This is a genomic window from Pseudomonas sp. NFR16 (genome assembly GCF_900108875.1).
In the GTDB taxonomy this organism is placed as follows: domain Bacteria; phylum Pseudomonadota; class Gammaproteobacteria; order Pseudomonadales; family Pseudomonadaceae; genus Aquipseudomonas.
This window is the reverse complement of the sequence record NZ_FNYJ01000005.1, coordinates 253,269-274,313: the sequence shown is the minus strand read 5'-3', so window position 1 is coordinate 274,313 and position 21,045 is coordinate 253,269. Positions and strand designations below refer to the sequence as shown.

General features: G+C 60.3%; 17 protein-coding genes and 2 pseudogenes. 12 read left to right on the top strand and 7 right to left on the bottom strand.

Annotated features, from left to right (window positions below; all coding sequences use genetic code 11):
- The first annotated feature begins 89 nt into the window (after positions 1-89).
- Positions 90-443, top strand: a complete 354-nt coding sequence (locus BMZ10_RS19945) for a YkgJ family cysteine cluster protein (protein ID WP_093466235.1) — start codon at positions 90-92, stop codon at positions 441-443.
- 63 nt (positions 444-506) lie between these two features.
- On the opposite strand, the gene dadR is transcribed toward BMZ10_RS19945, so the two are convergent.
- Entirely contained in the window at positions 507-995 is a 489-nt protein-coding gene (gene dadR / locus BMZ10_RS19940; protein ID WP_093466232.1) for a transcriptional regulator DadR, read from the bottom strand.
- 156 nt (positions 996-1,151) lie between these two features.
- Here dadR and dadA point away from each other — a divergent pair, with 156 nt between their 5' ends.
- The 7 genes from dadA (at position 1,152) to BMZ10_RS19905 (ending at position 7,723) form a co-directional block, all read left to right on the top strand.
- Positions 1,152-2,453, top strand: coding sequence for a D-amino acid dehydrogenase (dadA, locus tag BMZ10_RS19935; RefSeq protein WP_093466229.1), 1,302 nt, complete (start codon positions 1,152-1,154; stop codon positions 2,451-2,453).
- Positions 2,425-2,778, top strand: a complete 354-nt coding sequence (locus tag BMZ10_RS19930; protein ID WP_093466226.1) for a RidA family protein — start codon at positions 2,425-2,427, stop codon at positions 2,776-2,778. Before dadA ends, BMZ10_RS19930 begins: the two co-directional genes overlap by 29 nt.
- 146 nt (positions 2,779-2,924) lie before the next feature.
- On the top strand, positions 2,925-3,998 hold the full coding sequence (gene alr, locus BMZ10_RS19925) for an alanine racemase (RefSeq protein WP_093466223.1): 1,074 nt from the start codon (positions 2,925-2,927) through the stop codon (positions 3,996-3,998).
- A gap of 160 nt (positions 3,999-4,158) precedes the next feature.
- Complete coding sequence (locus BMZ10_RS19920; protein WP_093466220.1) at positions 4,159-4,707, top strand: cupin domain-containing protein; 549 nt, start codon at positions 4,159-4,161, stop codon at positions 4,705-4,707.
- Positions 4,708-4,887: 180 nt separating this feature from the next.
- Complete coding sequence (locus BMZ10_RS19915; RefSeq protein WP_093466217.1) at positions 4,888-5,307, top strand: c-type cytochrome; 420 nt, start codon at positions 4,888-4,890, stop codon at positions 5,305-5,307.
- 32 nt (positions 5,308-5,339) lie between these two features.
- On the top strand, positions 5,340-5,642 hold the full coding sequence (locus tag BMZ10_RS19910) for a DUF2845 domain-containing protein (RefSeq protein ID WP_093466215.1): 303 nt from the start codon (positions 5,340-5,342) through the stop codon (positions 5,640-5,642).
- 155 nt (positions 5,643-5,797) lie between these two features.
- Positions 5,798-7,723, top strand: coding sequence for an acetyl-CoA hydrolase/transferase C-terminal domain-containing protein (locus tag BMZ10_RS19905; RefSeq protein ID WP_093466211.1), 1,926 nt, complete (start codon positions 5,798-5,800; stop codon positions 7,721-7,723).
- A 129-nt stretch (positions 7,724-7,852) separates the two neighbouring features.
- Here BMZ10_RS19905 and BMZ10_RS19900 read toward each other — a convergent pair whose 3' ends face one another.
- The 4 genes from BMZ10_RS19900 to rep all read right to left on the bottom strand — a co-directional run bounded on the left by BMZ10_RS19900 (position 7,853) and on the right by rep (position 12,424).
- On the bottom strand, positions 7,853-8,668 hold the full coding sequence (locus tag BMZ10_RS19900) for a sulfite exporter TauE/SafE family protein (RefSeq protein ID WP_093466208.1): 816 nt from the start codon (positions 8,666-8,668) through the stop codon (positions 7,853-7,855).
- 63 nt (positions 8,669-8,731) lie between these two features.
- Positions 8,732-9,616, bottom strand: a complete 885-nt coding sequence (locus BMZ10_RS19895) for an MBL fold metallo-hydrolase (protein ID WP_093466205.1) — start codon at positions 9,614-9,616, stop codon at positions 8,732-8,734.
- A gap of 156 nt (positions 9,617-9,772) precedes the next feature.
- Complete coding sequence (locus BMZ10_RS19890; RefSeq protein WP_093466202.1) at positions 9,773-10,345, bottom strand: xanthine phosphoribosyltransferase; 573 nt, start codon at positions 10,343-10,345, stop codon at positions 9,773-9,775.
- A 69-nt stretch (positions 10,346-10,414) separates the two neighbouring features.
- On the bottom strand, positions 10,415-12,424 hold the full coding sequence (gene rep, locus BMZ10_RS19885; protein ID WP_093466199.1) for a DNA helicase Rep: 2,010 nt from the start codon (positions 12,422-12,424) through the stop codon (positions 10,415-10,417).
- 203 nt (positions 12,425-12,627) lie between these two features.
- Between rep and BMZ10_RS19880 the strand changes: the two genes are divergently transcribed.
- The gene (locus tag BMZ10_RS19880; protein WP_093466196.1) at positions 12,628-14,298 is read left to right on the top strand and encodes a putative bifunctional diguanylate cyclase/phosphodiesterase; all 1,671 of its coding nucleotides are present in this window, start codon (positions 12,628-12,630) and stop codon (positions 14,296-14,298) included.
- Positions 14,299-14,315: 17 nt separating this feature from the next.
- Here BMZ10_RS19880 and BMZ10_RS19875 read toward each other — a convergent pair whose 3' ends face one another.
- Positions 14,316-15,698 carry a NorM family multidrug efflux MATE transporter gene (locus BMZ10_RS19875; RefSeq protein WP_093466193.1) on the bottom strand — a complete coding sequence of 461 codons (1,383 nt, stop codon included), beginning with the start codon at positions 15,696-15,698 and terminating at the stop codon, positions 14,316-14,318.
- 156 nt (positions 15,699-15,854) lie between these two features.
- Here BMZ10_RS19875 and BMZ10_RS19870 point away from each other — a divergent pair, with 156 nt between their 5' ends.
- The 3 genes and pseudogenes from BMZ10_RS19870 (at position 15,855) to BMZ10_RS28375 (ending at position 18,957) form a co-directional block, all read left to right on the top strand.
- Positions 15,855-16,775 carry a LysR substrate-binding domain-containing protein gene (locus BMZ10_RS19870; RefSeq protein ID WP_093466190.1) on the top strand — a complete coding sequence of 307 codons (921 nt, stop codon included), beginning with the start codon at positions 15,855-15,857 and terminating at the stop codon, positions 16,773-16,775.
- 205 nt (positions 16,776-16,980) lie between these two features.
- A pseudogene (locus BMZ10_RS28380) lies at positions 16,981-18,054 on the top strand (Cache 3/Cache 2 fusion domain-containing protein); the annotation flags it as partial.
- Positions 18,055-18,096: 42 nt separating this feature from the next.
- Complete coding sequence (locus BMZ10_RS28375) at positions 18,097-18,957, top strand: methyl-accepting chemotaxis protein (protein ID WP_371266024.1); 861 nt, start codon at positions 18,097-18,099, stop codon at positions 18,955-18,957.
- A 439-nt stretch (positions 18,958-19,396) separates the two neighbouring features.
- Here BMZ10_RS28375 and BMZ10_RS19860 read toward each other — a convergent pair.
- Positions 19,397-20,692, bottom strand: a pseudogene (locus tag BMZ10_RS19860) (YifB family Mg chelatase-like AAA ATPase); the annotation flags it as partial.
- Between the last annotated feature and the right edge of the window lie 353 nt (positions 20,693-21,045).

Below are 21,045 nucleotides of genomic sequence, written 5' to 3'. Positions count from 1 at the left end.
TGCGCTGGAGGGGCAAGGAACGCCGGCGACTGTCGAGCTGGGCGACAGTGGGGCACAATGACGGCTCAAGCACAGGGAAAAATCACGCAATGGGCTGCAACAGCCAGAAAATCCGCGATCTGCGGCGACAGATTCCATCGTTCGAATGCGTGCCCGGCTGCCACGATTGCTGTGGTCCAGTGACCACGTCGTCTGAAGAAATGGCTCGACTGCCGCGTAAGACAAGGGCAGAGCAGGACGCTGCGCTTGAGGCGTTGAACTGCGTTCACCTGGGGCCCGACGGATGCACTGTCTACGAAGAGCGACCGCTGATCTGCCGTCTGTTCGGAACCACGGAACGCCTGCCATGCCCCAATGGGCGCCGCCCGGAAACGCTGATCCATCCGCGAGTCGAGAAACAGGTGCATGAATTCATCGCATCGACGCGGCAGGTCCTGGTTTGATGCATTGAAGGCGGAGCAGCCCTTTCTGTGGGCGCGAGCCTATCCTGTTGTTCGCAGGGGCCGTCACTCCGGGATTGGCAGGCTCAGGCTCTCTTTCACTTCTTCCATCACGATGTAGCTCTTCGATTCACGCACGTGCGGCAGCTTCAGCAGGATGTCGCCCAGCAGTTTGCGGTATGAAGCCATCTCCGAAATTCGAGCTTTCACCAGATAGTCGAAATCTCCCGACACCAAGTGGCATTCCAGCACATGCGGGAGCTTCAGGACCGCCCGGCGGAATTCCTCAAAGGTGTCGCCCGATTTGTAATCCAGACTGATCTCGACGAAGACCAACAGGCTAGCCTTCAGGTTCTGCGGATTGAGCCGGGCGTTGTAGCCCATGATGATGCCCTCACGCTCCAGCCTGCGGACGCGTTCAGTGCATGGCGTGGTGGACAGGCCCACGCGCTCGCCCAGCTCGGTAAAGGAGATTCTGCCGTCGCTTTGCAGGATGCGCAGGATGTTGCGGTCGATCTTGTCGAGTTCACGCTTTGATTGATGCTGAGTGCGCATCGAACTACCTCCTCTGCCAAAACGATGGTTGCCAAGATATAAATCCGAATATAGGCGTTTATATAGTGAAATGCACTGCTCGATGCTTTTTATACTGCGCACATTCTTGCTTTAAATATCAAAACGTCAGCGGATATCCGCGATGAGGGAATCAACATGCGCGTTCTGGTCCTTGGAAGTGGCGTAATCGGTACCACCAGTGCTTATTATCTGGCTCGTGCAGGCTTCGAAGTGACTGTCGTGGACCGTCAACCAGCCGCAGCCATGGAAACCAGCTTTGCCAACGCCGGCCAGGTTTCGCCGGGTTATGCGTCGCCCTGGGCTGCTCCGGGTGTTCCCCTCAAGGCCATCAAGTGGTTACTGCAACGCCACGCGCCGCTGGCGATCAAGGCGACTGCCGATATCGATCAGTACCTGTGGATGGCGCAGATGTTGCGCAACTGCACGCAGAATCGCTACGCGGTGAACAAGGAGCGGATGGTGCGTCTGTCCGAGTACAGCCGCGATTGCCTCGACGAGTTGCGTGCCGAGACCGGCATCGCATACGAGGGGCGTACGCTGGGCACGACTCAGCTGTTCCGCACGCAGGAGCAACTGGACAACGCGGCCAAAGACATCGCCGTGCTGCAGCAGGCGGGCGTGCCTTACGAAGTGCTCGACCGCGCGGGTATCGCGCGCGTCGAACCCGCTCTGGCCAGTGTCAGCAATATTCTCGCTGGCGCCTTGCGTCTGCCCAATGATCAGACCGGCGATTGCCAACTGTTCACCACTCGCCTGGCCGAGATGTGCGTGAATCTGGGCGTCGAGTTCCGGTTCGGGCAATCCATCGAGTCGATCGATTTTGCCGGCGACCGCATCAACGGTGTGCGCATCGACGGCAAGCTGGAAACGGCCGATCGTTATGTGCTCGCCCTCGGCAGCTACTCGCCGCAGTTGCTCAAGCCGCTGGGGATCAAAGCGCCGGTTTACCCGCTCAAGGGTTATTCGCTCACCGTGCCGATCACCCGGCCTGAGATGGCGCCGACCTCCACCATCCTCGATGAAACGTACAAAGTCGCGATCACCCGTTTCGACAACCGCATTCGCGTAGGCGGCATGGCGGAAATCGCGGGCTTCGATCTGTCGCTCAATCCTCGCCGGCGCGAAACGCTGGAGATGATCGTCAACGACCTCTATCCTCAGGGCGGTGATCTGGCCCAGGCCAGTTTCTGGACCGGCTTGCGGCCGACGACGCCGGACGGCACGCCGATTGTGGGTGCCACGCCGTATCGCAACCTGTTCCTCAATACCGGGCACGGTACGCTTGGCTGGACGATGGCCTGCGGTTCGGGCCGATTGCTGGCCGACCTGATCGCGCGCAAGAAACCTCAGATCAGCGCCGAAGGCCTTGATATTTCTCGTTACGGCAATTCCAGGGAGATCGCAAAACATGTCAATCCTGCGCCAGCTCACCAATGAGCGCATGAGTCAGCTCGTTGTCCACAACGGCACCGTTTACCTTGCCGGGCAAGTGGCTAACGATCTGAATGCGGGAATCGAGCAACAGACCCGCGAAGTGCTGGGCAATATCGAGCGCCTGCTGGATCTTGCGGGTACCGACAAGAGCCGGCTGTTGTCGGTGACGATCTACCTGAATGACATCGGCACGCAATTCGCCGCCATGAACGGCATCTGGGACACATGGTTGCCGAAGGGGTTCGCGCCTGCCCGGGCCACCGTCGAGGCGAAGATGGCCGCGCCGAATGTGCTGATCGAGATGTCGGTCATCGCCGCATTGCCTTGAATCGCTGACCCAACACCGCCCTGTGGGAGCGAGCTTGCTCGCGAAGGCGTGCTGAGAGACGACGCGGATGCGTTGTCCTCCTTGCCGCATTCGTGAGCATTCTCACTCCAGCAGGTTCTCAACTTCCTTCACAGAATTTCACCGCCATGCGTCCAGCTCGCGCCCTTATCGATCTCTCCGCCCTGCGCCACAACTACCAACTCGCTCGCGAAACCACAGGCGCAAAAGCGCTCGCCGTGATCAAGGCCGACGCCTACGGGCATGGGGCGGTGCGTGTGGCGCAGGCTCTGGAATCCGAAGCGGACGGTTTCGCCGTGGCGTGTATCGAAGAGGCGCTGGAGCTGCGTCAAGCGGGTATCAACGCGCCGGTTCTGCTGTTGGAGGGCTTCTTCGAGGCCGATGAGCTGGCACTGATCGTCGAGCACGACTTCTGGTGCGTGGTGCATTCGCTGTGGCAGCTTGAAGCCATCGAAAAAACTGCGGTCGGCAAGCCGCTGAACATCTGGTTGAAGATGGATTCGGGGATGCATCGCGTCGGCATTCACCCTGACGACTATCAAGCCGCCTATCAGCGCCTGCTGGCGAGTGGCAAGGCTTCGAAGGTCGTGCTGATGACCCACTTCGCCCGTGCCGACGAGCTGGACAGCGTGAGAACCGAAGAGCAGGTGGCGATTTTTCAATCAGCCCGCGGAGCATTAGCGGCGGAAGTCAGCCTGCGTAATTCGCCGGGTGTCATGGGCTGGCCGAATGTACCGAGTGACTGGGTTCGCCCGGGCATCATGCTGTACGGCACAACGCCCTTTGATCAGCCGCAGGCGGTTGCGGATCGACTTCAACCTGTCATGACGCTGGAATCCAGTGTCATTTGCGTGCGCGATCTGCCAGCCGGCGAGCCGGTGGGCTACGGCGGTGCGTTCGTTGCCGAGCGCACTATGCGCATCGGCGTTGTGGCCATGGGCTATGCAGACGGCTATCCCCGTCAGGCACCGACCGGAACGCCCGTCATGATTGACGGACATCGCAGCCAGTTGTTGGGTCGAGTGTCGATGGACATGCTCTGCGTCGACCTGACCGACGTACCGGGCGCAGGCTTGGGCAGTCGCGTGGAATTGTGGGGCAAGAACGTGCTGGCGAGCGATGTCGCAGCCCGTGCCGGCACCATCCCTTATCAGATATTGTGCAATCTGAAACGCGTGCCGAGGCTCTATTCCGGGGCTTGACCACGCGCGCGCGAGCTGACTGTTGTTCACCTTCGGCGGCGCATGGCGGCCGCTAGTCCCTTTGCTGATCGGGTAAGGGGCTCAAGTGTTGTAAATACTGAACGCTGTTGCGATGATGGCGACCACTTGACCCCACTCGATCATCAGGAGGACTCCAGCATTGGACGTCGGTGAACGACTGCAATCCATTCGTAAACTCAAAGGTCTGTCCCAGCGTGAACTCGCCAAACGAGCGGGCGTGACCAACAGCACCATTTCAATGATCGAGAAGAACAGCGTCAGTCCCTCGATCAGCTCGCTGCGCAAGGTGCTGGGCGGCATACCGATGTCCATGGTGGAGTTCTTTTCCGAAGAGCTCGAGCCAGAAAATCCGACCCAAGTGGTCTACAAAGCCAGCGAACTGATCGATATCTCCGACGGCGCTGTCACCATGAAACTGGTGGGCAAATCCCATCCGGGCCGCGCCATTGCGTTTCTATCCGAGGTCTATCCGCCGGGCGCCGACACCGGCGACGAGATGCTCGTGCACGAAGGCGAGGAGACCGGAATTCTGGTGGAGGGCCGACTCGAACTGGTGGTGGGCCTCGATACTTATGTGCTCGAGGCGGGCGACAGCTACTATTTTGAGAGCACCCGACCGCACCGCTTCCGCAACCCGTTCGACGTCCCGGCGCGTCTGATCAGCGCCGCCACGCCGGCGAACTTCTGACCCGCATCACCTTGCATGCTCGGGCCTTAAGGCAGGCCTGGGCATGCGAAGCCTCTGGTCGCGGCGCCGATAACCCTGCTGGTTTCAGGGACGTTGAGGCCGCCGGGCGACCCGCTATACTTTCGCAACCTGCCGATACCGTGGCCGCGGGCGCTGTATAGCCACCATGAGGGTGAGAGCGTGAACATAACTAATAAGATCCTGGCTGTCGTGGCACTCCTTTCGTTCTGGGCATTCGCGGTCCAGGCCGCCACCCGTGATGACCTCGCCAAACGGCTCGAACCTGTCGGACAAGTCTGTGTTCAAGGCAAGGAATGTCCGGGCATGGATGTCGCCGCGACCGCAGGTGGCGGTGGCGCAAAAAGTCCGGACGATGTCATCGGCAAACACTGCAACGCCTGTCATGGCACCGGTCTGCTGGGCTCGCCGAAAATCGGCGACAACGCGGACTGGGGCAAGCGCGCCAAGGAGCAGGGCGGGCTCGACGGGCTGCTGGCCAAAGCCATCACCGGTATCAACGCCATGCCACCTAAAGGCACCTGCGCCGATTGTTCGGATGACGAGCTCAAGGGTGCGATCAAGAAGATGTCCGGGCTGTAACACGCCGGGAATATCACCAGAAATGAGGCTGCATGTTCAGAAAATCACTGCTGCTGTCGGGGCTTTCGTTGCTGATGTTCACAGGCGTTGCCAGCGCGACCATGCGCTGCGGGACAGCGCTGGTCAGCCTGGGAGACACGGCGAGCGTCGTGCGCGAGAAGTGCGGGGCGCCTGATCGCAGCGAGGACCAGAATCCGGTCGCCCGAGTCAACGGAGTGCCCAAGCTCAATGCCGTAAAGGTCAGTTTCTGGGTCTACGGGCCACGCAACGGCGCCTCTCAACATCTCAAATTCATTGAAGACAAGCTGGTGGCGATTGATACCCGCCGGGATTGATGCACCAACTGTTCGACGACGGTCCTGCGCCGCAGGGTGAGTTGCGCGTGCGCAAGCCACCCGGAATCAAATCCGCTTTCCTCCCTGGCAGTTTGCAGCAAATCCCGCCGATGCCCGGTCCAAGCACCATCGAATAACAAACCAGGAGAGGCCGGATGCCGCATTCCTGCTCGATCGAGCAAGCTGTCGATCATGTACTGGCCGAGCTACCTGCGCATATTCGTCTGGGCATGCCGCTGGGACTGGGCAAGCCCAATCGGTTTGCCAACGCGCTTTACGCGCGCATCAAAACGCTTCCCGAGCGGCAACTCACGATCTATACGGCGTTGTGTCTGGGTCGCCCGGATGCGGGCGATGGCTTGCAGGGCCGGTTTCTGGAGCCTTTTCTGGAGCGGGTGTTTGGCGACTACCCCGAACTCGACTTTCTGGCCGATCTGCGCAAGGACAACCTCCCTTCCAACGTCCAGGTCGAGCAGTTTTTCATGCAGCCCGGCAGCCTGCTCAATAGCGCGTCGGCGCAGCAGAACTATGTCAGCAGCAACTACAGCCACGCGGCCCGGGACATCAATGCCAACGGTTTGAATCTCGTTGCGCAACTGGTGGCGGCCGACCCGGCACGTCCGGACACCCTTAGCCTGAGCTGTAATCCGGACATCACCCTCGACCTGCTGCCGATGCTGGAAAAGCGTCGAGCGGCAGGAGAAAGCATTTTGCTGCTGGGTCACGTTCATGCCGATCTGCCTTACATCCCGGGTGATTCGGAAGTCGATATCGACACGTTCGACCTGCTGATCGAGCACGAAGAACGCAGCACGCTGTTTTCGACGCCGAATATGCCCGTTGGTTTTCAGGACCATTTCATCGGTTTGTACGCCAGTACGCTGGTGCGCGATGGCGGCACCTTGCAGATCGGCATCGGTTCGATGGGCGATGCGTTGACCGCCGCGCTGCTGGCACGTCAGGCAGACAACGAAACCTACCGCGCATGCCTCGCCGAGCTGGACGGCATTTCCACATGGCGGCCGCTGATTGAAGCGCAGGGCGGGGTGATGCCATTCGCCACCGGCCTTTACGGCTGTAGCGAGATGCTGGTGAACGGGCTGTTGGTGCTGCTCGACGCCGGGATCATTCGGCGCAAGGTTTACCCGGACGTCGCGCTGCAGCAACTGGCAGACAGCGGTGTGCTGGACGAATCGGCGCATCCGGAGGGCGTGCTGATCCACGGCGGATTCTTTCTGGGGCCGCGCAGTTTCTATGAGCGATTGCGCGAGCTGCCCAGCGCGCAGTTGGCGCAGATCAACATGACGGCCATCAGTTACATCAATGAGCTGTATGGCGATGAAGCGCTCAAGCGTGCGCAGCGTCGCGATGCACGGTTCATCAACAGCGCCTTCACAGTCACGCTGCTGGGCGCGGCGGTGTCGGATCAACTGGCCGATGGGCGAGTGGTCAGCGGCGTCGGCGGGCAGTACAACTTCGTCGCTCAGGCCCATGCGCTGGAAGGTGCGCGGTCGGTGCTGATCCTACGCAGCTGGCGCGAATCTGCCGGGGAAGTCAGTTCGAACATCGTGTGGGATTACGCGCACACCACCATCCCTCGGCATCTGCGGGACATCGTCGTCACCGAGTACGGCATTGCCGACCTTCGCGGGAAAACCGACGCAGCGGTCATTGAGGCGCTGCTCAATATCAGCGATTCACGCTTTCAGCCCGGCCTGATCGATCAGGCGCAGAAGGCTGGCAAGTTACCAAAGGGTTTCCGTCTCGACCCGCTTTTTACGCAGAACACGCCGGAGCGTCTGAAAGATATTCGTGGCCGGTTTGCCTCGCTGTTCATCGAATATCCGCTGGGCACAGACTTCACGCCCGAGGAGCGTGATTTGCTGCGCGCTTTGAACTGGATCAAAAGCAAATTCAAGCTCACTGAAATCATCGAGCTGGGTAAAGCGACGCTCGAAGCGCCCGAGGGTGAGGCGTTTCCCGAGCACTTGCAGCGCATGGGGCTGGATCGGCCACAGGGCTTGCGCGAGGAGCTGTACCAGCGCCTGTTGCTGGCAGGGTTGCAGGCCACTCATGTCTGAATTTTCCCCGCACCCGTAGGAGCGACCGGCGTGGCAATCCACCTTGCCCGCGAATGCGATATCTCAGTCAACGAGGCTGTGACAGACATGCAATCATCGCGGGAAGCGCGTTCTTACCGATGTGGAGGATCAGGACAGGGTCTTGATGATCAACAAGACCGCCGCGCAGAACCCGCTGATCGCAAACAACTGCTGTAGCCGAGGGCCTGCCAGAAAGCCTGCCAGCTGCCGTCCAGCCAGCAATCCAGCCACTGCGCCTGCGGCGAAGGGCAGGCCGACGGTCCAGTGCATGACGCCACTGACGCTGGCGGTCACAACACTGGCAGTGGAGACCAGGGCAATCACGGTCAGCGACGTGGCGACGATGCTTTTGACGTCCAGATCGGTGTAACGGGTCAATGCCGGGACAATGACAAATCCGCCGCCGACGCCCAGCAATCCGGATAACACGCCCGAGCACACGCCCGTGATTGCCAATGAGCGGGCGCAAGGCAGCGTCCAGCGCAGTCGGCCTTCAAGCGGGTTCAGCACGCAAGGCAGGAAATCCGCTCGTTCCTGCGGCTTGCCGTGACGCAGTTCATGAGCGGCCTTGCGATAAATGCGGCTGCACGCGTACGTCAATATCAGCGCAAATCCCAGCGCCAGCGGCGCATTCGGCACCTGATGGGCGAGCCACAGCCCCAAAGGCGCAAAGCAAATACCGATCATCGCGATGAACAGCGCGGCACGATAACGCACGATGCCCTGGCGCAGGCCGAGCAGCGCGCCAACCGCCGCGGCCAGCCCCACCGCCAGCAGTCCCACCGGGGCGGCTTCGACCATCGACAAATGCAGGGCAAATACCAGCAGCGGAACCGCAAGAATGCCGCCGCCTGCGCCGGTCAGTGCCAATATCGCTCCGATGATCGTGCCGAGGCCGGCTCCGATCAGTTCGTGTTCATCCATAGTTGAGAGAGACTTTCAGGTGGGCGATGACAAGGTTATTCAATCGGTCTGTACGCCAGTTATTCACAACGCGTTGATCGGAATCTTCAGATAGCGCACGCCGTTGTCCTCGGCTTCCGGCAAATGACCTGCACGCATATTGATCTGCACCGAAGGCAAGATCAGCACCGGCATCTCAAGCGTAGCGTCGCGTTTTTCGCGCATTTCGACGAACGCATCTTCATCGATGCCTTCGCGGATATGGATGTTGCTGGCGCGCTGCTCGGCGACGGTCGTCATGTACATCAGCTCCCGGCCGTTTGGCAGGTAGTCGTGGCACATGAACAGCCGTGTCTGCGGCGGCAGGCTGAGTATCCGGCCGATCGAGCGATACAGCGTGCGGGCGTCAGCGCCCGGGAAGTCGCAGCGGGCGGTGCCGTAGTCCGGCATGAACAGCGTGTCGCCGACGAACGCGACGCTCTCATCTTCGGTCTCGATGAGGTACGTCATGCATGCCGGCGTGTGACCGGGCGTGTGCATCGCCTTGCCCCGAAGCGTACCGATGCCGAACGAGGCGTCGTCTTCCAGCAGTTGGTCGAACTGGCTGCCGTCGCGTGCGAACTCACCCTTCGCGTTGAACAGCGTGCCGAAGACCTTTTGCACGCGGGTGATATGGCTGCCGATGGCGATGCTGCCGCCGAGCTGTTCCTTCAGGTAAGCAGCAGCAGAGATGTGATCGGCATGAACGTGGGTTTCCAGTATCCACTCCACTTCAAGCGCCAGTTCACGCACGCGAGCAATGAGCTTGTCTGCGGATTCCGTACGGGTACGGCCGGATTTCGGATCGTAATCCAGCACGCTGTCGATCAGCGCGGCTTTGCCTGTCGAGCGGTCGATGACCAGGTAGCTGATGGTCGAGGTCTGCGGGTCGAAGAAGGCTTCTACGCTCAGTTTTTCGCCGATGTTCATAAGCTATCTCCAGTTCTACTTGCTACACAGGACCTGAGGGGCCGGGTGTGCTCACGAAGGGACCGTTACGTTCACAGATGCGTCAGCGTCCGAAGGCCAGCTTTCGTGAGCTACTTCCCTCACACTGGGTGTGAGGCGCTGTACGAGCGCGGGGTATCATTCGACGAAGGTGACTACCCCACCGTTCAACGATTTCACCCGCGCGAGCGATTCCACGCGGTAGCCCTGCGAATCCAGCTCGGCACGGCCACCCTGGAATGACTTCTCGATCACAATGCCCAATCCGGCGACCGTCGCACCCGCTTGTTTGATGATCGAAATGAGCGCCTGCGACGCCTTTCCGTTGGCCAGAAAGTCATCGATGATCAGCACGCGATCACTGCTGTTCAGGTGACGGGTGCTGATCGCGATGGTGCTTTCCGTCTGTTTGGTGAACGAATACACCGTTGCCGAAAACAGGTTTTCGGTGAGCGTCAGCGACTGATGCTTGCGCGCGAAGATCACCGGAATGCCGAGCTTCAGACCGGTCATTACCGCTGGCGCGATGCCTGAGGCTTCGATAGTGACGATCTTGGTGATCCCTGAGTCTGCGAACAACGTGGCGAACTCGTCACCGATCTGCTGCATCAGGACCGGATCGATCTGATGGTTGAGAAACGCGTCGACCTTCAATACCTGGTCGGAAAGTACGATGCCTTCCTCGCGAATTTTCTTGTGCAGTGCTTCCACGTGGGTGGTCCTCAGGGCGCAAATGCGCGAAATAAAAATTTGAACGGTGGTTTTGGGGTCTGTCAAAGCTTAGCGTTTGAGCATGGCCCGTATGTCCGCCAGCGCAGTGTTGCCGCGTACGGCTTTCACTTCGGTCGGCGTATCGTCGTTGCCCTCCCAGGCGAGGTCATCCGGCGGTAACTCGTCGAGAAAACGGCTCGGCAGGCAGTCGATGATTTCCCCGTACTGCTTGCGTTTGGCGGCGAATGTGAACGCCAGCGTCTGACGGGCGCGGGTGATGCCCACGTAGGCGAGACGACGTTCTTCTTCAATGGTGTCGGCCTCGATGCTGGAGCGGTGCGGAAGGATTTCTTCTTCCATGCCCATGATGAACACGTAGGGGAATTCCAGGCCCTTGGACGCGTGCAGGGTCATCATTTGCACACCTTCGGCGCCATCTTCCTCTTCCTGCTGACGTTCGAGCATGTCGCGCAGGACCAGTTTGCCGATCGCCTCTTCGATGGTCATGCCACCTTCTTCGTCCTTCTCCAGCGTGTTCTTCAACGCTTCGATCAGGAACCACACGTTACCCATGCGGTAATCGGCGGCCTTGTCGCTGGAGCTGTTCTGACGAATCCAGTTTTCGTAGTCGATGTCCATCACCATGCTGCGCAGCGCCGCAATCGGATCCTGGGTCGCGCATTGCTGACGCACACCGTCCATCCAGTGTTTGAAGCGCTTGAGGCGGTCGGTGAAACGGCTGTCCAGGTGTTCGCCAAGTCCGATTTCGTCCGTGGCGGCGTACATCGACACTTTGCGCTCGGTGGCGTAGTTACCCAGTTTTTCCAGTGTGGTCGAGCCGATTTCCCGGCGCGGCACGTTGATCACCCGAAGGAACGCGTTGTCGTCATCCGGATTGACCAGCAGGCGGAAGTAGGCCATCAGGTCCTTCACTTCCTGACGCCCGAAGAAGCTGTTGCCTCCCGACAGGCGATAGGGAATCTGGTGGTGCTGCAGCTTAAGCTCGATGAGCTTGGCCTGATAGTTACCGCGATACAGAATGGCGAAGTCGCTGTAAGGGCGGTCGGTGCGCAGGTGCAGACTGAGAATCTCGACCGCCACGCGCTCGGCTTCGGCGTCTTCGTTCTTGCAGCGGATCACGCGGATTTCATCGCCGTGGCCCATTTCGCTCCACAGCTGCTTCTCGAACGCGTGAGGGTTGTTGGAGATCAGCACGTTGGCGCAGCGCAGAATGCGGCTGGTCGAACGGTAGTTCTGCTCCAGCATCACCACTTTGAGCGACGGATAATCGTCCTTGAGCAGCATGAGGTTTTCTGGCCGCGCACCACGCCATGCGTAGATCGACTGGTCGTCGTCGCCCACCACGGTGAACTGGCAACGCGTGCCGATGAGCATTTTCACCAGCAGATACTGGCTGGCGTTGGTGTCCTGGTATTCGTCCACCAGCAGGTAGCGGACCTTGTGCTGCCATTTTTCGAGGATGTCGGCGTGTTCCTGGAACAGCTTCACCGGCAGCAGGATCAGGTCGTTGAAGTCCACCGCGTTGTACGCCTTGAGCGTGCGCTGGTAGTGGGTGTAGACGATGGCGGCGGTCTGCTCCTTGGGGTTGCGCGAGTTGGCCAAGGCTTCTGCAGGCAGGATCAGATCGTTTTTCCAGGAATCGATCATGTTCTTGATCTCGTCGACGCCGTCGTCGCCCGAGTATTCCTTCTGCATGATGTCGGTCATCAGCGCCTTGACGTCAGTTTCGTCAAAAATCGAGAAACCGGGCTTGTAGCCCAGGCGTGCGTGCTCCTTGCGGATGATGTTCAGACCCAGGTTGTGGAACGTCGACACTGTCAGGCCGCGCCCTTCGCCGCTGCGCAGCAGGGTGCCGACCCGCTCTTTCATTTCGCGCGCCGCCTTGTTGGTGAAGGTCATGGCCACGATGTATTGCGCGCGAATGCCGCAGTTCTGGATCAGGTGAGCAATCTTGCGCGTGATCACGCTGGTCTTGCCGGAGCCTGCACCGGCGAGCACCAAAAGAGGGCCGCCGACGTAGTTCACGGCTTCTTGTTGCCGGGGATTGAGTCGGGACATGAGGAAAAATGGGATCGCTTGTAAAAAGGGCGGGCATTTTAACAGGGTCGGCGGATTGTGCAGCGACCGTCCGCCACTGTGATGCGTCACGCTATCTATATTTCGCCGTTTTGTTACATTTGCGCATCGCGCGATTCATACTCGCGTTTGACGACCCTCGTTTGAGGTCTCGCCAATGTCTTTCGTTTGTGTGGGGAGCTAGCTTGTCTACGCCTGTCGAACCCTTGCGTTTGCTGCTTCTGGCGGAATCGCCCGAATGGCTGGCATTGCTGCGCGAGTGCATGGCGCCGCTTGGAGACGCCGCGATCCTTGACTGCGCGTCGAGCTGGGAAGCTATCGCCCATCCAGACGAGTCCCGTCAATCGCGCATTCTGCTCACCACCGTGGCGTTGCAGCCGGCCGCCGGCCAATGCAATTGGCCGACAGTGCTGCTGCTCGATGATGAACCCGATCACGATCCCATCGGCGTCAGCGACTGGCTCGTACGTGACACGCTCACGACTCAAAGCCTGCGGCGCTGCCTGCGTCATGTGCGCGAGCGCGGTGTACTCGAAAACACGCTCAATCGCCTCGCCGAGCAGGATCCCCTGACCGGCATCGCCAACCGGCAGGGCTTTCAGACGCTCCTCGCCGCGCGCCTGGCCGAATTCAATGGCCGTGGCCTGGCATTAGGGCATCTGGATCTGGATAACTTCCGCCGTGCGAATGATGCGCTGGGTCATCAGGCGGGCGATCGTTTGATTCTGCAGGTGGTCGCGCGCCTGAAAAGCCAGCTGGAAGCATGCGATCAACTGGCCCGTCTGGGCAGCGATGAGTTCGCCCTTTTGATCGACACGCGACGCGCGTCAGGCCGGGCCGAATGTGTCGCCGAGCGTATCACCGAGGCATTGTCAGAGCCTTACTGGGTCGATGGAGAAAGCCTTTTGATCGGCTGCAGCCTGGGCATCGCTCACGCTCGCGCCGATGGCGGTGCCGACCCGCTGATGTGGCACGCGCACATCGCGATGCAACAGGCCAAGGGGATTCAAGGCTGCACGTTTCATGTCTTCAACGAACGCATCAACCGTAACGCCCGCAGTCTTGCCGATCTGGAGGGTGAGTTGCGTAGAGCGCTGCGTCGCGACGAGCTGGAGCTGCATTATCAGCCGCGGCTGTGCCTGAAAACCGGGCATATCCTGGGGCTGGAGGCGCTGGTACGTTGGCGCCACGCAGAGAGAGGCCTGCTGCCGCCCAGCGAGTTCGTGCCGCTGGCCGAGCAGAGCGGGCTGATCGTTCCGTTGGGATACTGGGTCATTTCGCGCGCGCTGCGCGACATGCAGACCCTGCGCGAGAAAGGCCTGCCGCCGCTGCACATGGCGATCAATCTGTCGTTCCGCCAGTTCCAGGACAACCAGCTGCTAGCTACGTTGAGCCGGCTGATAGCCGAACGCGGCATCGACGCGCAATGGCTGGAGTTCGAGCTCACTGAAACGGCAGTCATGCGTCGCAGTGATCTGGTCAAACAGACCATGGACGCGTTGGGCAGACTGGGCGTGCGTTTCTCGCTCGATGATTTCGGCACCGGTTTCTCGTCGTTCGTCCACTTGAACAGCCTGCCGATCACGCTGTTGAAGATCGACAAAAGCTTCGTCGGGGAAATGGAGCAGCGCGAGGAAAACCGCAAGCTGGTGCACGCCATGATCAACCTGGCGCATAACCTCAGTCTGGAAGTTGTCGCCGAGGGCGTCGAAACACCCCAACAACTGGCGCTGCTGCGCAGCTTCAACTGCGATCAGGCCCAGGGTTATCTGATCAGCCACCCGCTGGCGCTGCCGGAACTGCTCAACTACCTGATGTTCGATCAGGGCAAAGCGCGGTTGAGTCAAGGCTTGTAAGCCCTGCCGTTCGTGTGTCAGCCCATCACGACTACGCCCGTGGCTTCTTTGCGCAGTAATTGCGCGCTCTTGCGCTCGAACGCGTAGGTCAGCGCCACCGCCGAGCACAGCAGGCCCACCGCCAGACCCCACCAGACGCCAACCGCGCCTTGATGAGCGGGAAACCCGAGGCCCCACGCCAGCGGCGCGCCGACCATCCAGTAGCTCGCCAGCCCGATCAGGAAGGTAGTCTTCGCATCCTTGAAGCCCCGAATCGCGCCCATTGCGATGGTTTGTGTGCCGTCCAGTATCTCGAACCAGGCGGCAATCGCCAGCAGCTTGACCGCCAGTTCCACCACGCCTTGATAGGTTGGGTCATTGATGTCCACGAACAGGCCGATAACCGCATGGGGCGCTACCCAGAAGAGCAGCCCAAACAGCAGCATCAGCAATCCGCCGAAGCCGATCCCCATACGTCCCGCCGTGCGCGCGAGCAGCAGATTGCCCGCGCCGTAATGCAGTCCGATGCGCATGGTAACCGCGTAAGAGATACCCACGGGAACCATAAATGCCATGGACACCGATTGCAGTGCGATCTGGTGAGCAGCCATCTGCGTGCTCCCCATGGCACCCATGCAGAACGCAGCGAAGGTGAAAAGTCCGACTTCTACCGCATAGGTGCCGCCAATCGGCAGACCCAGCCGCCACAGTTCTTTGAGGCAAGTGCGTGACAGATTCATCAGACCCTTGTGAATCGGGTACGCGGCGTAAGCATCGTGGTAGCGGATATGCAGCGCGAGCGCCAGTGCCATGCTGTTGGTGACAATGGCCGTGACGAGGCCAATGCCCATCAGGCCCCAGTGCGGCAGGCCGAACAGGCCATGAATGAAGGCATAGTTCAGGCCGAAGTTGACGGCGACGCCCACCAGACTGATGACCATGACTGGCGTGGCGCGTCCCAGAGCGCTGGTGAAACCCCGCAGCGCCATGAAGCTCAGCAGGCCCGGAAGCGCCAGCGGCAACGTGATCAGGAACTGGCTGGCCATGTGAACGTTCGCTTCGTCCTGACCGAAATTAAGCAGGATCGGCTCCAGATTCCAGAGAATAAGTGCCGCGATCAGCGCCATCCCCCATGCCAGCCACAGCCCGGCCTGCGTCAGGCGGGTTGCCCCGGCGGCATCGTTGGCGCCGTGACGAATAGCCACGAGCGTACCGACGGCTGCCATCACGCCCACGCAAAAGAATGAGACAAAGTTGTAGCTGGCTGCGCCCAGGCCGCCGCCGGCCAGCGAGTCCGGGCCAAGCTTGCCCATCATCACTGTGTCCGTGAAGACCATCAGCATGTGCGCCATCTGCGATGCAATCAGCGGCCCGGCAAGACGCAGGATGATCCACAGTTCTTTGAAAGCGTGCTGATGCATGTTTATGGCGCTCAGGAAGAAGGCGTTTTAGAGCAGCCCATTCTGGTGATTCGGGCGCCAATGCACAAAGGGATAAATACGATCATTAGCATGAGTAAAACTCATCCTGGAATTTTGCGTTAGAGTCTTGGCCTGCCGAATCAGAAGGAGAGCCACATGTCCCGCAGTCTTCCGCCGCTCTATGCACTGCGCGCCTTCGAAGCGGCCGCGCGACATGCATCCTTCACCCGCGCCGCTGAAGAGTTGTCGATCACGCAGAGCGCGGTCAGTCGGCATATCCGCACGCTGGAAGAACACTTTGCCTGCCGTTTATTTCGTCGCAACGGGCGCAACCTTCAGTTGACGGAGGCCGCCCGGGAGTTGCTGCCGGGGATACGCGAAGGTTTCTCTGCGCTGGAGAGGGCCTGCAGCGCCTTGATGGCCGAGGAAGGCATTCTGCGCATGAAGGCGCCGTCGACGCTGACCATGCGTTGGCTATTGGCGCGCCTGAGCCGGTTTCGTCACCTTCAGGTCGGCAATGAAGTGCAGCTGACCAGCGCCTGGATGGACATCGACAATGTCGATTTCACGCAGGAGCCGTTTGACTGTGCCGTGCTGCTCAGCCGAGGGCACTTTCCGCCGGACTGGGAGGCGACCTATCTGTTCCCGGAATTGCTGATCCCTGTGGGGGCGCCCAATTTGCTGGATGACAGCCCCTGGGATGTCCAGCGTCTGGCGAGCGCCGAGCTGCTGCATCCCACGCCAGACCGTCGCGACTGGCGCAGCTGGCTTGAACGCATGGGGTTGTCCGATCAGATCTCGCTCAAGGGCGGTCAGGTTTTCGACACGCTGGAGCTCGGTATGATCGCTGCGGCGCGAGGCTACGGCGTCTCTATGGGCGATCTGTTGATGGTCGCAGAGGACGTGCTACAGGGTCGCCTCAGCCTGCCTTGGCGAACGGCGGTCGTCAGCGGCGAGAATTACTACCTCGTCTGGCCAAAAACCCGGCCCGGCGGCGAGCGTCTGCGTCGGTTGAGCGACTTTTTGCAGGGTGAAGTGCAAGCGATGGAGCTGCCGCAGGTTACGATTCTGCAGTGATGGCCATTAGGCAGTTAAAGCGCTGCAAAATACGGTTACACCTTTTGTCCTAAGACCACACGTAGGACTCAAGTATTTCTTGCGTCAGCCGAATGTGTAATTGCAGACCGATTGTTCTGATCGGTTCATCGATTTCATCTATCAGAAAAGATCCGAATGGTGTTCCTGAGATCAGGATGATCCGGTCCTTCGGAAAGGAGCTTCCATGCCACAGCCTCGCGCCCGAATTGCTTCGCAACTGGGTATCGCCCTGGCCGTAATCCTCGCCGTCGTCATCAGCGGCAGCACCTTGTTCGCTTTGCGCTCCCTGGATTCGGCGAACCTCACCATTCGCGAAGAGCACATGGGCAGCGAAGCCCGGTTGCTGGCGGATCAACTGAACACGTTCCACAGCACGTTGCGCGACAGTACCCAGCGCCTGAGCGGGCTGTTCGAAAAGCGCTTCGGCAGCGGACTGACCGTTCAGAACGATCAACAGATAGCCGTCGCGGGTATGCAGACGCCCGCGTTGCTCCTCAATGGCAATGCGCTGAACAACGATTTCGCCGAGGTCGACGATTTCCGGAAGATGACCGCGGGTGTCGCGACGGTTTTCGTGCGCAATGGCGATGACTTTGTCCGGATCAGCACTTCCCTGAGCAAACAGGACGGCTCCCGTGCCATTGGCACCGTGCTCGATCACAAACATCCGGCCTATGAACGCCTGCTGGCGGGGCAGGGCTATGTGGGTCGTGCTTCGCTGTTCGACCGTTTATACATGACCCAATACACCCCGGTGCGTGACGCGAGTGGCAAGGTCATCGCGGTGCTGTTCGTAGGCTTCGATTACACCGATGCCCAGAAAGCCCAGTTCGACAATCTTAAGAGCTTCCGCATCGGTTCGACTGGCTCGTTGGCGTTGCTGGACGAGCAGAACAAATGGCTCGTGCCGCCTGCAGGCGTGAAGGATCTGGACCGGGCAAGCAATACCTTGGCTGACCTCGTCAAAACGCCCGGTAAAGGCCAGTTCTGGGAAGACGGCGGCGAGCAGTTCTACACCGTCGCCGAGCCCTTCGCCGGTGGGCCATGGTCGATCCTGGCGATCATGCCGAAGGCTGAAATCAGCGCGGTCACATGGAATGTCGGTACCCAACTGGGGATTGGCAGTCTGCTGGCGATGTTGATCGCCGTCGGCGCTGCGATCTGGTTGCTGCGCAGCAAGCTGCGTCCGCTGTCGGAACTGGTGAATCAGGCCGAAGCGCTGGGCGCGGGTAATCTCAGCGTGCGCCTGAACGTTTCCAGCCACGACGAGATTGGTCAGCTGGCGAACAGCTTCAACAAAATGGGGCAAGCGCTGGAGACCATGGTTTCGCACATTCGCACTGCTGCGCAGGAAGTCAGTGGTCGTGCGCATGCGCTGTCCGGACTGTCCGGCGGTGCATATGAAGGCATGGAGCAACAGTCGGGCGAGATCACCAGCATGGCGGGTGCCGTCGAGGAATTCAGTGCCACGGCGCTGACCATCGCCGACAACATGGGCAGCACCGAGCGCATGGCCCAGGGCAACGCGCAGCAAACCCGTATCGGTCGTGCATCCATGGAAGAGGCGTCCGCGTCGCTGGAACAGATTGCAGGGTCGCTGGGCAGCACGGCAGCCGTCATCGACACGCTGGGTCAGCGCTCGCAGGAGATCGGCGGCATCGTCAGCGTGATTACCTCCATTGCCGAGCAGACGAACCTGCTGGCGCTCAACGCGGCCATTGAGGCAGCGCGTGCGGGCGAGCAAGGGCGCGGTTTTGCCGTGGTTGCCGACGAAGTACGCAGCCTCGCGTCGCGCACACGCCAGGCCACTGATGAAATCTCCGGGATGATCTCCAGCATTCAGCAAGAGACCAGCAATGCCATCAGCACCATGGAGCAAGGCAATGCGCTGATGCAGGAAGGCCTGGCGCGTAACGCCAAGGTGGCTGCAGCGCTGGCACAAATTGATGAGCAGAGCCGCTCGGCAGGCGAGCAGTTCGCTTCGATCACCACGGCGACCCAGGAACAAAGCAACACCGCGACCTTGCTCAGCGCAAATCTGCAAAGCATCGCACTGGCGAACAGCGAGCAGCGCGAAGTGGTGTCGAACCTCGCCGTCACGGCTCAGGAACTCAATGCGCTGGCGGCAGACTTGCGTAAGGAAGTGGATCGGTTCCGGTGATTACCCTACCAGGAAAAGGCCACTGAGGCGTTGATCGCCTAGTAAATTGTGGGAGCGAGCTTGCTCGCGAAGAGTGATTATCATCCGCTGAAGTTGCAGCGAATGTGCCGGCATCTTCGTGATCATGCTCATCGCTACCTATTTCGCCGGTGGTACAGTCTGGCGAAACACAACAAACCTTGTGGGAGCGAGCTTGCTCGCGAAGATTGCGCTGCCTCTGTACAGCATGTACCGGCTTCTTCCCGGCTGACGCCGGTCCTACAGATGCTGCAAGTTTTTCGTAGGACCGGCTTTAGCCGGGAAGGCGTCGGGTGTTACGCCGTTGGTCGAAGGTAGGTTCATAGGCACTTGGCTCACTCCCCAAGAGCACGGTAGTTGTGGGCCCATGGTAGTCCAGTAGCTCCTCCATATGCGGCGCCGAACCCAAAGAGCCTTGATCTCAGTCCGTCGAGGGCCGGTACTGCAAAGCCTCGGCGATGTGACTTCGGGATATGGCATCCGCTTGCTCCAGATCGGCGAGCGTGCGCGCGACCTTCAGCAGTCGATGGGCCGCACGTAGGGAGAGGTTCAAGCGTTCGCAGGCGTTTTCAAGCCAGGCCTCGTCCTCTGGCTGCAACGCGCAATGCTGGCGCAGGGCCGGAAGATCGAGAAACGCATTGGCGCAGCCTTGACGCTTGTATTGTCGTTCGCGCGCGTCGGACACCACCTGCGCCGCGCTGGCGCTGGTTTCCCCACCTTGCGTCACGGCTGCAAGCGACGTGGTTTCCCGTGCGACGGTCAGGTGCAGATCGATCCGGTCAAGCAGCGGGCCAGACAACTTGTTGCGATACCGCTGGATCTGGTCGGTTGAGCAGCGGCAACGGCCGGTCGGCTCGCCGTGATAGCCGCATGGGCAGGGATTCATCGCAGCGACCAGTTGAAAGCGCGCCGGAAACCGCACGCGATCGCGCGCGCGGGAAATGACGATATGACCCGATTCCAGAGGCTCTCGCAAAACCTCCAGCACGCGGCGGTCGAATTCCGGGAGCTCGTCGAGAAACAGCACGCCGTGATGAGCCAGGGTGATTTCGCCCGGTTGCGGCCGGCTACCTCCTCCCACCAGAGCAGGGCCGGATGCCGAGTGATGAGGCTGACGGAAAGGTCGCTGCGGCCAGCTCGTCAGCGGCTCATGGCTGGCGACCGATTGGATCGCCGCGACCTCCAGTGCCTCGAACTCGTCGAGCGGGGGCAGCAACCCCGGCAGGCGACTGGCGAGCAGCGTTTTACCCGTGCCCGGAGGGCCGCTGAACAGCAGATTATGGGCGCCCGCTGCCGCGATCAGCAGAGCGCGTTTGGCGGCGGTCTGTCCTTGTACCTCGCTCAGGTCGGGATAGGGTTGCGTCTTGAGAATCAAACCGTTGGATTTGTACGGCGGAATGACGGTGTGGCCATTCAGATGGGCCACCAGCTCAAGCAGATGACTGACCGCGATCACTTTGAGACCGGACGCCAGGCACGCTTCTTCGGCATTGACGGCTGGCACGATCAACGTGTGCCCGGCAGCCCGTGCAGCCAGCGCGGCGGGTAAAACGCCTTGAACGGGGCGTATGGCGCCTGACAGTGCAAGCTCACCCAGGCATTCGACGCCGTCCAGGGCGAGGGTTGGCACCTGCGCGCTGGCGGCAAGAAGTCCGAGAGCGATGGCCAGGTCGAAACGCCCGCCGTCCTTGGGCAGATCGGCCGGCGCCAGATTTACAGGTCAATACCGGGGTATGGACATCTAGAGTACAAATGTCCATATGGACGTCTTCCAGCCCAGCCTTAATTAACCAATAAAGTTTCGATGATCCCAAGGGATTTCCAGTGACCCAAACTGAAGTGTTGTCGCTGCGATAACTGGCAGCTTTTGCTGGAGATGAGGATCGAGATGACCCAGCAAGCAGATCTAAGAAGCTCTGTAGATGGGTTGGGGGTGCGGAGGGCAAATATCGTCAGGGTCGACGAGCTTCCTAGCGAAAGCCGCGTGCCTGAATTCTGGATGGCTACTGCACAAAGGCGGCGAGGCGGGGGAGCGTAATGGGAATGCGGAGCGGCATATCAGGCTTTTCT